This window comes from Helicobacter didelphidarum, from assembly GCF_003364195.1.
In the GTDB taxonomy this organism is placed as follows: domain Bacteria; phylum Campylobacterota; class Campylobacteria; order Campylobacterales; family Helicobacteraceae; genus Helicobacter_A; species Helicobacter_A didelphidarum.
In genome coordinates this window covers 36,304-49,684 of record NZ_NXLQ01000011.1, presented here as the reverse complement: position 1 = coordinate 49,684, position 13,381 = coordinate 36,304, and the positions used below count along the sequence as shown (strand labels likewise).

Annotated in this window: 14 protein-coding genes; 11 read left to right on the top strand and 3 right to left on the bottom strand. The window is 33.2% G+C overall.

Going from position 1 to position 13,381, the window contains the following annotated elements:
- The first annotated feature begins 118 nt into the window (after positions 1–118).
- The 6 genes from CQA53_RS12310 to CQA53_RS06080 all read left to right on the top strand — a co-directional run bounded on the left by CQA53_RS12310 (position 119) and on the right by CQA53_RS06080 (position 3,445).
- Entirely contained in the window at positions 119–289 is a 171-nt protein-coding gene (locus tag CQA53_RS12310) for a hypothetical protein (RefSeq protein WP_181882374.1), read from the top strand.
- Positions 290–351: 62 nt separating this feature from the next.
- Positions 352–588, top strand: a complete 237-nt coding sequence (locus CQA53_RS06100; protein ID WP_115543136.1) for a flagellar biosynthesis anti-sigma factor FlgM — start codon at positions 352–354, stop codon at positions 586–588.
- A gap of 202 nt (positions 589–790) precedes the next feature.
- Positions 791–1,231 carry a hypothetical protein gene (locus CQA53_RS06095; protein WP_115543135.1) on the top strand — a complete coding sequence of 147 codons (441 nt, stop codon included), beginning with the start codon at positions 791–793 and terminating at the stop codon, positions 1,229–1,231.
- A 150-nt stretch (positions 1,232–1,381) separates the two neighbouring features.
- The gene (gene clpP, locus CQA53_RS06090) at positions 1,382–1,987 is read left to right on the top strand and encodes an ATP-dependent Clp endopeptidase proteolytic subunit ClpP (protein WP_115543134.1); all 606 of its coding nucleotides are present in this window, start codon (positions 1,382–1,384) and stop codon (positions 1,985–1,987) included.
- 63 nt (positions 1,988–2,050) lie between these two features.
- Positions 2,051–2,596 carry a hypothetical protein gene (locus CQA53_RS06085; RefSeq protein WP_115543133.1) on the top strand — a complete coding sequence of 182 codons (546 nt, stop codon included), beginning with the start codon at positions 2,051–2,053 and terminating at the stop codon, positions 2,594–2,596.
- A 63-nt stretch (positions 2,597–2,659) separates the two neighbouring features.
- On the top strand, positions 2,660–3,445 hold the full coding sequence (locus CQA53_RS06080) for a glycosyltransferase family 25 protein (protein ID WP_115543132.1): 786 nt from the start codon (positions 2,660–2,662) through the stop codon (positions 3,443–3,445).
- A gap of 91 nt (positions 3,446–3,536) precedes the next feature.
- Here the strand turns inward: CQA53_RS06080 and CQA53_RS06075 are convergent, their stop codons facing one another.
- The 3 genes from CQA53_RS06075 to CQA53_RS06060 form a co-directional block, all read right to left on the bottom strand.
- Positions 3,537–4,196 carry a lysophospholipid acyltransferase family protein gene (locus tag CQA53_RS06075; RefSeq protein ID WP_115543131.1) on the bottom strand — a complete coding sequence of 220 codons (660 nt, stop codon included), beginning with the start codon at positions 4,194–4,196 and terminating at the stop codon, positions 3,537–3,539.
- Positions 4,197–4,504: 308 nt separating this feature from the next.
- Complete coding sequence (gene trpB, locus CQA53_RS06070) at positions 4,505–5,716, bottom strand: tryptophan synthase subunit beta (RefSeq protein WP_115543130.1); 1,212 nt, start codon at positions 5,714–5,716, stop codon at positions 4,505–4,507.
- A 356-nt stretch (positions 5,717–6,072) separates the two neighbouring features.
- Complete coding sequence (locus CQA53_RS06060) at positions 6,073–7,623, bottom strand: flagellin A (protein WP_115543128.1); 1,551 nt, start codon at positions 7,621–7,623, stop codon at positions 6,073–6,075.
- A 636-nt stretch (positions 7,624–8,259) separates the two neighbouring features.
- Here CQA53_RS06060 and CQA53_RS06055 point away from each other — a divergent pair.
- The 5 genes from CQA53_RS06055 to CQA53_RS06035 all read left to right on the top strand — a co-directional run bounded on the left by CQA53_RS06055 (position 8,260) and on the right by CQA53_RS06035 (position 13,286).
- Entirely contained in the window at positions 8,260–9,060 is an 801-nt protein-coding gene (locus CQA53_RS06055) for a hypothetical protein (RefSeq protein ID WP_115543127.1), read from the top strand.
- A 238-nt stretch (positions 9,061–9,298) separates the two neighbouring features.
- Positions 9,299–9,757, top strand: a complete 459-nt coding sequence (flgB, locus tag CQA53_RS06050) for a flagellar basal body rod protein FlgB (protein ID WP_115543126.1) — start codon at positions 9,299–9,301, stop codon at positions 9,755–9,757.
- A 35-nt stretch (positions 9,758–9,792) separates the two neighbouring features.
- Complete coding sequence (gene flgC / locus CQA53_RS06045) at positions 9,793–10,284, top strand: flagellar basal body rod protein FlgC (RefSeq protein ID WP_115543125.1); 492 nt, start codon at positions 9,793–9,795, stop codon at positions 10,282–10,284.
- A gap of 20 nt (positions 10,285–10,304) precedes the next feature.
- Positions 10,305–10,607: a flagellar hook-basal body complex protein FliE gene (fliE, locus tag CQA53_RS06040; protein WP_115543124.1), complete on the top strand. Its 303-nt coding sequence runs from the start codon at positions 10,305–10,307 to the stop codon at positions 10,605–10,607.
- A 51-nt stretch (positions 10,608–10,658) separates the two neighbouring features.
- The gene (locus tag CQA53_RS06035) at positions 10,659–13,286 is read left to right on the top strand and encodes a peptidoglycan D,D-transpeptidase FtsI family protein (RefSeq protein ID WP_245945730.1); all 2,628 of its coding nucleotides are present in this window, start codon (positions 10,659–10,661) and stop codon (positions 13,284–13,286) included.
- The last annotated feature ends 95 nt before the right edge of the window (positions 13,287–13,381 follow it).

Genomic DNA, 13,381 nt, shown 5'->3' with positions numbered 1-13,381 from the left:
CTATGCAATGTAATACCTTTTAACAAAAGGATTGTGGTATTAAATTGGAATTAAAGAAATAATTATATCTTTTTTTGATATAAAAATTCTTAATTTCTTAAAGAATAGAGGCTAAATTATGCGAGATTGGATTTATCCGAGTGTGGTTTTTGTCATTTTTTTATACGCCATGGCATTTATTCTCTTTTATACTTATAAAGGGCAAAGTTCCTATGGTGGTGCAAAGGTTAAGGGCGGAACAACAAGCATAGAGAATTTTCAATCTGAATTAAATAAGAAAATAAAATAAGTCCTAAATTATTTTCTAATATAGCCGATTTCTTTAAAGGTATCAAAATGTAAGGAGACATTATGAGAATTGCAAGTAGTGTAACAGCTTCTATACAACAAGCTCAAACAAGAGAAAGAAATGATATAAATCGAAACGATGAAAAAAGATTACAAGAAAAAGATATATTCAATATGTTTTCTGATAAATCACATGCTGATAGAGTTGCAAGGATTAAAGAAGAAATAAGAAGTGGAACATATAAAATTGATTTAATGGCTACTTCTGATAAAATGGCACAAAGTTTGCTTAATGTTTAACAAAAGACAGACTTCATTATTGTTTCTTTAGGATTTATAGTTGCACTTTTTTGTTACTTTAGCTTAATATTCTATAATTATGGTGTAATCTTAGAATAATGCAAAGAAAACATAAGTCAAATAACTTGAACTTTCTTAAAAAATGACTAAATGCTTGATCTGTCTATTTTTATGTGACAACATAATATAGAGAGGTTTAAGCATGATTAATACAGAATTACTGCATACTTATCTACAAGATGCCATAAACAAACTGCAATCATTAATTACCTTTACTAAAGACGATATAGAGGATATAAAACAAGCAAAACATGAAGCAGTATTTCATCGCAGTATATTAAAAACTTCTGCCATTAAAGAATTTGAACTTGCAAAAGGTATGATTGACCAAGAGATTCTTAGTCTAACACAAAAACACCCTCATTTAAAATTAGCAGAAATCCTTGATGAAAAAGCAAATGTGCTTTTGGGAGATATGCGTTCTATGCTTGAAGAATTAAAATCATCTAACACACATTATGCACGTATCGTATTTGCTGTAAGTGAATTTTATACTTCTATGGCAGATAAGCTCATTCCGCGAGAAAAAGCGGATTACAAAAGTCGTGTAGAACAGAGTCAACTTTTGAGAGTGCAAGCATAAATTCTTGTAAAATATTAATTGCAATATTTTCTATAACTCCAATTTTAGTGAAAGTTATTTGTTTGCATATAATTCACTAACTTTGCAATAAAATCTTAATGAGTTTTTGATATAATCATTCATTATGGTATTTTAACTGAAAGGTAAAAAATGAATTATATTCCCTATGTCATCGAGAAAACAGGTCGTGGTGAGCGGAGTTATGACATTTATTCGCGGCTTTTAAAAGATAGAATTATTATGCTAAGCGGAGAAATTGATGATTCTGTATCAAGTTCAATTGTTGCACAATTACTATTTCTTGAAGCAGAGGACCCACAAAAAGATGTATTTTTATACATTAATTCTCCAGGTGGAAGTGTTACGAGTGGTTTTAGTATCTATGATACCATGAATTATATTAAGCCTGATATTTGCACGATTTGTGTAGGACAAGCAGCTTCAATGGGGGCTTTTTTGTTAAGTTGTGGCACAAAAGGAAAAAGGTATGCCTTACCAAATTCTCGGATTATGATTCACCAGCCTTTAGGCGGTGCGAGAGGACAAGCAACCGATATTGAGATTCAGGCAAAAGAAATTTTACGATTAAAAAATATCATAAATGAAATTTTAGCAAAAAACACTGGACAAAATATGAAAAAAATTATACAAGATTGTGAGCGAGATTTTTATATGAGTGCAGATGAGGCAAAAAATTATGGACTTATTGATAGTGTTATGATAAGGTCCATAGAGACAACACACACCAAGAGCTAAATCCTGCAAAAGTTTAGAAATACTTTAAATTATAAATTGTGATAATTTTTGGAGCAAAGCTACATGTCTTTTCCGACAATCAAGATGATATTACTCATTGGCACTATATGGTCTATTGTTGCCTCAAGTATTGAATTGGTTTTTGCTGGTCATTCTGTGGGGAGAGCATTTTTCTTTTTATCATTGGTTGGTCAATTTATTTTTCTTGCTGGATTATTTTTACTTGACAGAAAAACAAAGAGTTTTTTGTCTGGATATTACGCTACAATGACTTGCATTTGTATATTACTTTATATGATTCCAAAAAGTAGTCAAAATACACTACTAATTTTATTTATAGTATTTTTTTTCTTTTTTCTCCTCTTTCGCTATTTACAGATTTTTACACGTATAAGTGGGCAGATTTTATTTATTCGTAGCTTCTATACTTTAGTGGTGTGCATCATTCTTGGAATTATACTTCTAAAATACAGCAATTTTATCGAGAAACGCGTTATTGTTGCATTTGTTGTTGGATTTATGATTTTTCCATCACTCATTATGTATATAAGTGCTATTTTTTCATTACAAAAAGTGGGGTTAGAAAAAATCAACAAAGTGATTTTATAAATATAAAGACTTTAGAATCTTATATTTATAATTTCTTGTTACATAATATATTAAGGCAGAAATATGAAAATTTTTATTATTAATCTAGAGCGATCGCGTGACAGAAGGCGTCGTATGCAAGAAAAAATACAAAAACTTACCCCCCCCCCCCTCAGTCAATGTCAGCAATCTAAAAATTATGAATTTATATTCTTTAAAGCCACAGATTCTAAAAATGAAGAATTAGAAAAGTATAAAAAACATTTTAAACCAATGCTTTGCTACTTATTGCACGGCAGGATTCTTGCTAATAGCGAAATTGCCTGTTATGCCTCACACTTTAGACTTTGGGAAGAATGTGTGAAGTTAAATGAACCAATCATCGTGCTAGAAGATGACATTTATTTTGAGGATAATTTTTTTAGTGTACTTGATGAAATAAGAGAATCTAAAATTGGATTTGTGCGACTATATTATTTAGACAAGAGACGTGCAAAATATACCTATCAAATCAGAAATACACATTTTTATTGGACACTAAAAAACACAAATGGCATACAAGGATATTACATTACTCCACACACAGCAAGTAAATTCTTAGCACAAAAATGGGATAGTCCTGTGGATATTCAAATGGAGTTTGTTGCGAGACATAAGGTAGATAACATAATTTATTGCCCATTTTGTATAGGGGAAGATTCTACTGCGAGTAGCTCAACAATAACAAGCGAAAGACTTACAACACTCAACACTGGCAACAACTCTTACATCACCCTAAAATATAAAATTGCAAGACCATTTTATCGCTTTTATGTTCAAATGCAACGAGCAATTTTTAAACTTTTTTATACTCCCCCAAAAATGCCATAAGATTTTGTATGCAGTATCTCTACATACAAAAACAATCTGATTAAATCTTGTGAAAGCATTAATAAAAAATTAATGCTCTTATTATGCTATATTATAATGAATCAATTTCTTGCATATATCGCATGAGCTTCTCTCTAGCTTCCTCAATTTCCATATTTTGCGATAATATCAAAGGTTCTGCGATATAATAATCAATACGACTAAAGGGTTTAGGAATACAGAATCTATCCCATGTTTTCAGTTCCCAAAAATCTTTTGGCTTAACTCGACACCCACAAATTGCCACACCACTTTTCATTGCCATAGACAAGATTCCACTTGCGATGCTTTTATATGGTCCTTTTGGTCCATCTGGAGTTACAGCAATGTCTTTTCCCATCCTAAGCTCTCTAATTGCTTGAATAAGTGCTTTCGCTCCACCTTTATGTATGCCTGTGCTTCCACGAATACTTGTTAAACCAAATTTTGCGAAATACCTTTCTACAATAATTCCATCTTCATGTGCTGAAGTTACAAGGCTCATATTAGGAATATTTCTTATTTTACGATATAAATAGGGCATCATAAGAAAATTTCCATGCCATAGGCACGCGATAAATGGATTTTGTTTCGCGTGTTCTGAAATATGAAATTTGTTACAACAAGTATAATATGCTAAAGCTGCAATAATATGCATGACATTATCTCCATACTTGATTCTAATCTCTTTTTGTTTGTTCCTATCTAAAAATTTATCAAACACTGAACCCATTGTCGTCCTAATCAAAATAGCTAAGCAATAGCAATAATCTTTACCCAAAATTCCATATTATTTTGTGAAGATAATTATATCATATTATAGGATTATATATTTGTGCTTTATTTTTAATACAAATTTTATAGCTAAGCTATTGACAAAAATGGTAAATTTCTGCTCAATAAAATATCTTTGAACAATAAAATCATATAAAGAAATAGAAAGCTTTTTTGTATAATAAATTAAATACTAGACATCTTAAGCCCAACAAAGCTCATTACCATATTCTTTGCTTAATATAACCCTACAAATATCACAAAGTATTATTCCCCATAGCCATAATTTTCTACCACAAAATCAATATCTTTGTCACCCCTCCCACTAAGATTCACTAGAATTTTTTTGCCTTTTAAATCCGGAGCGATTTTTAGTGCATAAGCAAGTGCATGACTTGATTCAATAGCTGGAATAATTCCCTCAATACGACTAAGCTCAAAAAAGGCACGAATCGCTTCTTTATCGCTAATTGTAGTAACATCTGTGCGAGAGATAGAATGTAAAAATGCATGTTCAGGACCCACACTTGGATAATCAAGTCCACTTGCAACACTATGCACACTAGCTGGCTCTCCTTTAGAATCTTTTAACATTATTGAGTTAAAACCATGTATAATGCCCTCACTTCCATAGGTAAGACTTGCTGCATGTTCGCCAAGCTTACTACCTCTTCCGAGAGGTTCAACACCAACAAGCTTAACACAATCATCAATAAAACCACTAAAGATTCCCATCGCATTACTCCCGCCACCTACACATGCACACACAATATCGGGAAGCTCTCCTGTCATTTCTAAAAATTGTTCGTGAGATTCTATTCCCACAATTGCCTGAAAGTCACGCACCATTTTTGGAAACGGATGAGGTCCAACAACACTGCCAATAGCATACATAGAATTTATTGGATCTTTAAGGTAAGCCTCAAAAGCAGAATCTACCGCCTCTTTTAGTGTCTTTGCTCCAAAACTTACTGGGATAACTTTTGCCCCTAAAAGTTTCATCCGCACAACATTTGGATGCTCTTTTGCAATATCGACTTCACCCATGTGAATCTCACACTCTAAACCAAAATATGCTGCGGCTGTTGCCAATGCAACTCCATGCTGTCCCGCACCTGTTTCAGCAATAAGCTTTTTCTTTCCCATAAATTTAGCAAGTAAACCTTCCCCCATACAATGATTAAGTTTATGAGCTCCAGTATGATTTAAATCCTCGCGTTTAAGATAGATTCCAGCCCCCTTATATTTTTGTGTAAGATTATGTGCAAAATAAATTGGTGTTGGACGTCCTTGAAAATGCTTACGAATTTTCCGTAACTCTGCAATGAAATCGCTATTTTGTGCAATAAGATTATATGCTTCATTAATTTCTTGCATTTGTTTCGCAATCTCTTCAGGCACAAAACTACCGCCAAATTTACCAAAATATCCTTGAGAGTTTGGAAACTCTTTAAGATATGGGAGCTTATTTGTATTCATGTTGTTCCTTTATAAATAAAAATATGAAAAACAAGGCATTATAGCATAAAAAAATATTGCTCTTAAGGAAATGAAATAGAGAAATATTATTTCGGTGTTATAGAGCAAAAAAAGAATTATTTGATTATTATGAAATCTGAAAAATTTTGTCAAAAGATGGTTGTTTGTGTTTGAATACAATATTTTTGAAAAAGGATTCTATGAAGAATGGTGGGGGTTAAAACATAACAAAAATATGGGAAAGTTGCACTCTAGATATTTGTTTCTCTCTCAATTTATAAAGAGAGAAAATATTAAGGAAGTAAGAGGCAAACCTAAAGTAACATCACCCATATCGGTGAAAGATAGACTATAAACTATTGAAGCAATCTAATGATATGTTGTTGCACAGCATTTGCTTGACTCATAGCAAAGCTACCAGATTGTGCCAAGATGTTAAGCTTGTTAAAGTTTGCTGATTCTTGAGCAAAATCCACTTCACGAATTTGAGATTCAGCTGCTTTCACATTGACTTGAGTTACAGAAATGTTATTTACAGTTGAAATCATTTGTCCTTGAACAGAACCTAAGTCTGCACGAATTCTATCAAGAATCTTTGTTGCAGATTCAGCAATATCCATAACTACCATAGCACCTCTTAGTGTCATAACACCCGCACCCAAATCCGCTCCACCACTTGCCACAACTGCATTAAAGTTTGCACCAGAAGCAGATTTTACATCCTTATTGAATGCTCCCATAGTATCACGCAAATTCACAACTGTTTTTGCAACTTTGTCATTTGTGAAACCTAATTCTTTATAAAGCCCTTTTGCGTTTGCTCCAGACATTACTACAATATCGCGTGCATCTAATCTATTGAGTGATAAACGTCCATAGTTTTCAGAACCTTTACCTTCTAGCTTTTGACCACCATTCATTGATTCTACTGCGACTGCAGGCACTTTGCCATTTTGACCTTTTTCATTTTTACCAGCAGAAATTTTGATACCACGACCATCCACGCTTCTTAGGTTTAATCTCCCTCTTTCATCAGTATAAGCTTCAACACCTGTTTGATTTGTAACAGCATTGAAAGCTTGCACTAAACGCCCATCAGAATCACCAGCTTTAACGTCATTAATATCACCCAATGTTAAACCATTGATAACAACATTTGCCATTGAACCAGACTTGATAGCCTTATCAGAAGTTGAGATAACATTTGCTACCGCACGAATACCTGTTTTATCTGAACTCTTGTTGATAACTTCAGCTAAAACGCCAAGGCCTGTTCCTACTGTTGTAGAAATTTTTACAGATTGTAAATGAACATCATTAATACCATCAACATTTTTAAATGTTATTGCCACTGTATTTGCCGCTGTAATCATACCACCTGTTGCAATGCGAACCTGTCCGATTTTATCGCTTGTAGTAGAACCAATTGAAGCTTTAATAGATTCATTTGAATACGCACCAACTTGGAACTCTTTGTTTGTAAATGCACCTGAAAGCAACTTTTGACCATTGAATGAAGTTGTGTTACCAATCATATCAAGACCTTGAATAAGTCTTGTAATGTCTGATTGAATAGCTCTTCTTGATTCTGAAGTCTGCCCATCTTGAGCTGCTTGAACCGCCTTAACTTTTACCGTATCAAGAATTTTAAGTTGTTCATCCATTGCTTTATCAGCAATTTGAATAATCCCCATAGCATCATTTGTGTTGCTAATAGCTTGACCCAACGCACTTGCTTGACTTCTCAAACTATCTGCGATAATCATACCTGAAGCATCATCTGCTGCTTTGTTGATTCTCAAACCTGAACTTAACTTTTCCAAAGAATCTTTAAGACCTCTTTGGGTAACAACTGAATTCACATGTGCATTTAACGCATTTATGTTAGTATTTGCTTGGAAAGCCATCTTACGCTCCTTTAAATTTTGTTGTCTCTAAGTTTTCTTGTCTTGTTGAAAACTAAATCGGCAATTTTATTTGAATGCTTTAAAAATTTTTTATTTTTTCACATTTTTTTGAATAGGGGCTTAAAAATCCATGTCTTAATATCTTCCAACATAATAACAAGACATAGGTTGGGATATTGGGATAATATAATGGGGACTGAATTCCACAGATGCAAGAAAAGACTATTTGTTGACTTTATATGGTTTATGTTTAGATGCAAAATGTTGTGATACCTGTAAAACAATTTCATATTAAATTGTTAAAGCTATTAATTGATCTTAAATAACCTTAAACACTTTGAATAATATAAAATTTCTTAATGTTCAAGTTTATTAATAACATTACATACATATAGAAATATTTTTCGTTTGTATATCGATATGCTATCTAAATTTATTAATCATGCTACGATTCTCTATTTACCACACATTTAAGACTTTTTAAAACAAAAAGATAAGTTTCTTATTCGCAAATTCATATTGTAGAATAATTTATTAAGAATTTAAACTTCTTATCAATTTCGCCGATTATTATTCTAAACATAATAAGACTAATTACAAAGTAAAGAATGCTAGTTATATTCTAAGAGGTTAAAGATGAAGCAACTCTATAAAAACAATAAATATGGGATTTTATATAAGAGAATCTCTTCGGGGAGTTTAAGCAAAAAGATTCTATTTTATCCTCAATTAACACATCTTACACAAAACCAGTTAGCAAAATATATACTCCTATTTTTTACTTTATTTTTCCCTTATGTTTTATATGCGGGAAAGCCCTACAACCCGGACTTTACACTTTCGACACAAATGATGTTTGAGCCACCGCCATTGCCACAAGTTTATGGGGTAGAATTACCAGATGCGTGGGAATATTATCCTAATCCAAATCTTAAAGAAACTCCAAATCCATTTTTACCAAATACACCCGTGCTTATGGAAGTTTGTGCTATAACAGGCACTGTTGTGTATTCTTATGCAACACAAGAAGAACTCTTGGATGGTTGTTATCGCAATGATATTGGTTTGAGCTTTTTTGTATTGCAGCCCTACCAATATTGGGGTGTCCTTACCCCACTTAAAGAAGTGCGATTAATGCCACGAAATTTTAATGCACCAATGAATATTCATGCAATAATTTATTATAGAGTTTCACAAACACAAATGCCAATTATGACAATTGAACTCGGGGAATTTGATAGTCCAATAAGCTATATTTCCATTAATGGACAAATATTTCAGCATAATTTGGAAGTTATGCGTACACTTTTTGGGCTAATTGCAAATATCGAAGAGCAGACATATCTCAAAGAGAGACCACAACATAATTCACTCTATACAAATTATACATTTCCTCCAAACAACCAAACACAATACATAAATTATCCACAACCATAACAAAATGTTTTTTGATTCAAACACGAGCTTTCTTGAAACAAGAAAGAAATTTTAAAAGATATCCCAAATAAAAGTGGGATTATTGCCCATCTGAGAATTCGGCATTATATATCAATAAAAAGTTGCTATATTTACAAAATGTATGTATAATTAAAATGTTTTTCATTGTAAGCATGACTTTGGAATCGATTTTGCTTAACTTTTGTATGTAAAATCTATGGATATTAGGGAGAATACTATGGAAAATCTTTCAAAGACATTGGGAACTTCGTTTGAAACCTCAAAAGCCTATAATCTTGTTTATAGTGCTTTAGATTATCGTTCCTTGCGACAGGACATTATCGCAAGTAATATGGCGAATGTGGATACACCATCTTATCGCCCTAAAGATGTTCATTTTGAAGATATGCTTGCTGAAAAAACCGCTCAAGTTTTCGATGGTAAGTCAAAAAGCAAAGTATTAAAATTAGCACAGGTATTGCCACAACATTTACCCGGACTACAACCAGATAGGCTTACAGGATCATTGTTCTTTAGAGATGGACATCTAGCTAGGAATGATGGAAACAGCGTAGATTTGGATGTAGAAACAAGTGAAATGGGTAAGAATTCGGTTATGTATCAAGCTCTTACATCTGCTTTGAAAAAGCACAAGGGTATTTTTGCCTATGCTTTAGATTCTGGTAAAAACTTATAATAGCAATATTTAAAATATTTACATAAGGATACAAAATGTTTTTAAGCACTTTTGATATTAGCGGTTATGGCTTATCAGCACAACGAGTTCGTGTGAATGTTGTGTCAGCAAATATCGCAAATGCAAACACAACAAGAACCGATGAAGGTGGTCCATATAGACGACAGGAAGTTGTCTTTCGTGCATTTGACTTTAATAAGGAGTTAAACAAAAAACTTGCAAAAGACAATAACCTTATAGAGTATAAAGATCCTATTGATGAGGGTGATTATGGTAAAAAGCCTGTTCCTTCAATAATGGGGGTATATATTGACAAAATCGTGAGAGATGACAATAAACCTTTGATGAAATACGATCCAACTCATCCGGATGCAAATGCTCAGGGGTATGTTGCATACCCAAATGTTAATCCTGTTGTCGAAATGGCCGATTTAGTAGAAGCCACAAGAGCTTACCAAGCAAATGTAGCTGCATTTCAAAGTGCAAAGAATATGGCGAGCAATGCAATTACCATGTTCCAAGCATAGTTTAATTAAGGAGAAATAATATGGCACAAGTTACACATATTTCAGCACCTGGCCTTACAGATATTTCTCTAACAGATATAAATAGTGAAGTTAGGGGAAAACAAGGCGATTTTTCTTCATTGCTGAAACAATCTTTGGCAGAGCTTAATGCATCTCAAGAAGTATCAGATAGAGCTTTAGCAGATATGGCAAGCGGACAAGTAAAAGATTTACATCAAGCTGCCATTACTATTGGTAAAGCAGAGACCAGCATGAAACTCATGCTAGAAGTACGCAACAAGGCAATTAGTGCGTATAAAGAAATCTTAAGGACACAAGTCTAATCCAAGAAAAATATTAGACTTGTGTTTGGGTTTATTGGATAATGTCATTTTATGCAAGGAAATAAAAAAAGCTTTCAAGAAGATTTTACGCGATACAACCAAACACAAGAATATACCAATGGAGATAATGGATCAGAACAAAAAAGTCAACACGAAGATTCTGTGTCCATACTCAACAACACCCACTCATATAATCATACAGAATCTTCGTATATAAATACACAAAGCCAAAAGCAATCACAGCATAAAACATCTCAAAATCTCCTCAATAACTCAAATGGTCCATACCTCTTTCACTTAGATGACAAAGATGATAATCTCGCCGATGATGTATCATCACATATTCGTCTGAAAACATCAGATAATCGCAATAATGTAAAACAGACGATAAAAGAAGATTCTAAAACCTTAAATTCTATTGACTCCATTATGCTTGATAATGCCAATGAGGGTAAAATATTCTATTCGGAAGGAACAGATGAGAACTTTATTATTAGACCATTTTCTAGGCTAGAGAACAAAAAAAGACAACTATATAGTGAACAACAAAATATTCATCAAGTAAAGGTTACCCAAGAAGAGAATGAAATGGTAAGTGAGGAGGCAAAAAAAAATCGAGCATGGCGACTTTTTGTTATATTAACCATTTTTGCTATATGCTTTATTATTTTAATGCTTGCTGTATATGCAAAAATTATTGTAAAGCCACCAAATATGGATCCATACAACAAAAAGTCGCGAAACTATCCATGGTCTCAAAAAGTTGATGTGGATATTGCATTGCGTGGAAAAATTACAAGTCGTGATGATTATGTGCTTGCTTCAAGTAAAAAACTTTATAAAATTGGAATCTATGTTCCATCAATCCGTGAAGAAAAACGAGAAGTTGTTCTCAATCTCCTACACCTCTATGCAAATTTTAGCAAACAAAATATACAAAGTGCATTTGTAAGAGGGGGAAATGTGGCAATCTCTGAACGCGTTAGTGCGATTGACGCTGCGAATCTCATTTTATTAAACCAAAAATTAGCACGACTCGGTGTATATAAAAAATGTGTTTTCACATATATAAATAAAACGAACTTGGAAGATTCGGAATTTAAAACTATGATTGCACGAGCACAAATTACTTCAGAGAAAGGACGCCAAACAACGCGGGATAAACATGTTTTACAAATTCTTGAAGACATACAAAATAATAAAATCACCGAATCTGAAGCTCTTGAAAAAATGAATATGGCATTAGTTGAATATAAAAACAAAGAAATTGATTTATCAAAAGAATGTTATACGCCAATTTTTACTTATAATCCCGATGTTCGAGATAAAGCAAGCACAAAAATTGATCGTGGTTTAGACATTGGGGTAAATCAAGTGGAACGCAATTATCCTTTTGATAATCTTATGCAACCGCTATTAGGCTTTACAAATTATGGCAAACGCATGATTGATGGTGTCATCTATGATGATAAAATGAAATTTGTAGCACAATCTGGTGTTGAAAAATATCGCGATGGAATATTATCCGCAAAACGTGACGGTAAGACAATTGGACAGGCAGATAGAAGTGGTAACATTATTTTAAACAAACACTCCAAGCTCATCAAAAGAGAAAATGGTTTTGATATTAAACTTACCATACCTCTCAACCTGCAAGCCAAAATTCAAAAAATTCTTGAAGAATCAAATTTAAAATACAAAGCACAAGAAATTATAGCGGGTATAATGGATCCAAATACAGGAGAGATTTTAGCACTTGCTTCATCGTCTTCGTTTAATCCAAATATTGGAAAAAGAGATAAGAACATAACCAATAAAATGCGTGTTGTGGCAACAGAACGATCCTTTGAGCCTGGTAGCACCATTAAACCGCTTGTGTTCTCATATCTTGTTAATCGCAAAATGATAAATTTTCAAGAGGTTATTGATTTGCATGATGGAATCTATAAGTTGAGAACTTTTACAATACGAGATTCCTCTCCAATGAAAAATGCCACACCTGAACAGATTCTCATTAAATCAAGTAATATAGGTATGACGAAACTCACACGGAAACTACAAGGATCACAGATGAGAGATCTTTTTAAAACATTTGGGGTTGGTGAAAACACTGGTATAGATATTGCAAACGAAGCAACCGGGCTTTTACCAAAGGTTTCGATTCTTAATCGTGAAGTAGAAAAAGGCACCACTAGTTATGGCTATGGTTTGCGTATGACTTTTATGCAACTTTTGCGAAGTTATGCCGTATTTAATAATGGAGGTTTTCTTGTAACTCCTCATGTAACGAAAAATCTTATTTCGCCAAACGAAAAAATATTTTACCCTAACCTTGAACAACCACAACAAATCATAAGCAAAGAAAGTGCGGATTATATGAAACGATTATTACATCGCGTTGTGAAAGAAGGAACAGCAAAAAGGGCTGATGTAGCGGGGTTAGTTATTGGTGGGAAAACAGGCACGGCAAGAGAAAGAAATAATGGTGAAACAATTTATAATGGATCGTTCTTTGGCTATGCAAGTGATAAAAAAAGAACATATACTATTGGTGTTGTTACTTATGGATCACAGGCAAATGAGGACTATTATGCAGCACAAACTGCCGCACCAGTCTTTGCAAGAATCACAGAATTGCTTGTCCAAGAAGGATATTTGGAACGAAAAATCACAGAATAATGAGCAAGATTTTAATTTATAAGCCACAATGCTTCTCCTAGTTAACATGCAACCTCAACAAAATATTCCCTTATATCACTTCAAGAGTTTTTTTA

Bases quoted from the DNA above. Each gene is read 5' to 3' on its own strand.
- CQA53_RS06080 (WP_115543132.1), top strand. From the start codon at position 2,660: ATGAAAATTTTTATTATTAATCTAGAGCGATCGCGTGACAGAAGGCGT.
- fliE (WP_115543124.1), top strand. From the start codon at position 10,305: ATGGCACAAGTTACACATATTTCAGCACCTGGCCTTACAGATATTTCT.
- CQA53_RS12310 (WP_181882374.1), top strand. From the start codon at position 119: ATGCGAGATTGGATTTATCCGAGTGTGGTTTTTGTCATTTTTTTATAC.
- flgC (WP_115543125.1), top strand. From the start codon at position 9,793: ATGTTTTTAAGCACTTTTGATATTAGCGGTTATGGCTTATCAGCACAA.
- CQA53_RS06055 (WP_115543127.1), top strand. From the start codon at position 8,260: ATGAAGCAACTCTATAAAAACAATAAATATGGGATTTTATATAAGAGA.
- CQA53_RS06060 (WP_115543128.1), bottom strand. From the start codon at position 7,623: ATGGCTTTCCAAGCAAATACTAACATAAATGCGTTAAATGCACATGTG.
- CQA53_RS06035 (WP_245945730.1), top strand. From the start codon at position 10,659: ATGCAAGGAAATAAAAAAAGCTTTCAAGAAGATTTTACGCGATACAAC.
- flgB (WP_115543126.1), top strand. From the start codon at position 9,299: ATGGAAAATCTTTCAAAGACATTGGGAACTTCGTTTGAAACCTCAAAA.
- CQA53_RS06095 (WP_115543135.1), top strand. From the start codon at position 791: ATGATTAATACAGAATTACTGCATACTTATCTACAAGATGCCATAAAC.
- CQA53_RS06085 (WP_115543133.1), top strand. From the start codon at position 2,051: ATGTCTTTTCCGACAATCAAGATGATATTACTCATTGGCACTATATGG.
- clpP (WP_115543134.1), top strand. From the start codon at position 1,382: ATGAATTATATTCCCTATGTCATCGAGAAAACAGGTCGTGGTGAGCGG.
- CQA53_RS06075 (WP_115543131.1), bottom strand. From the start codon at position 4,196: ATGGGTTCAGTGTTTGATAAATTTTTAGATAGGAACAAACAAAAAGAG.
- CQA53_RS06100 (WP_115543136.1), top strand. From the start codon at position 352: ATGAGAATTGCAAGTAGTGTAACAGCTTCTATACAACAAGCTCAAACA.
- trpB (WP_115543130.1), bottom strand. From the start codon at position 5,716: ATGAATACAAATAAGCTCCCATATCTTAAAGAGTTTCCAAACTCTCAA.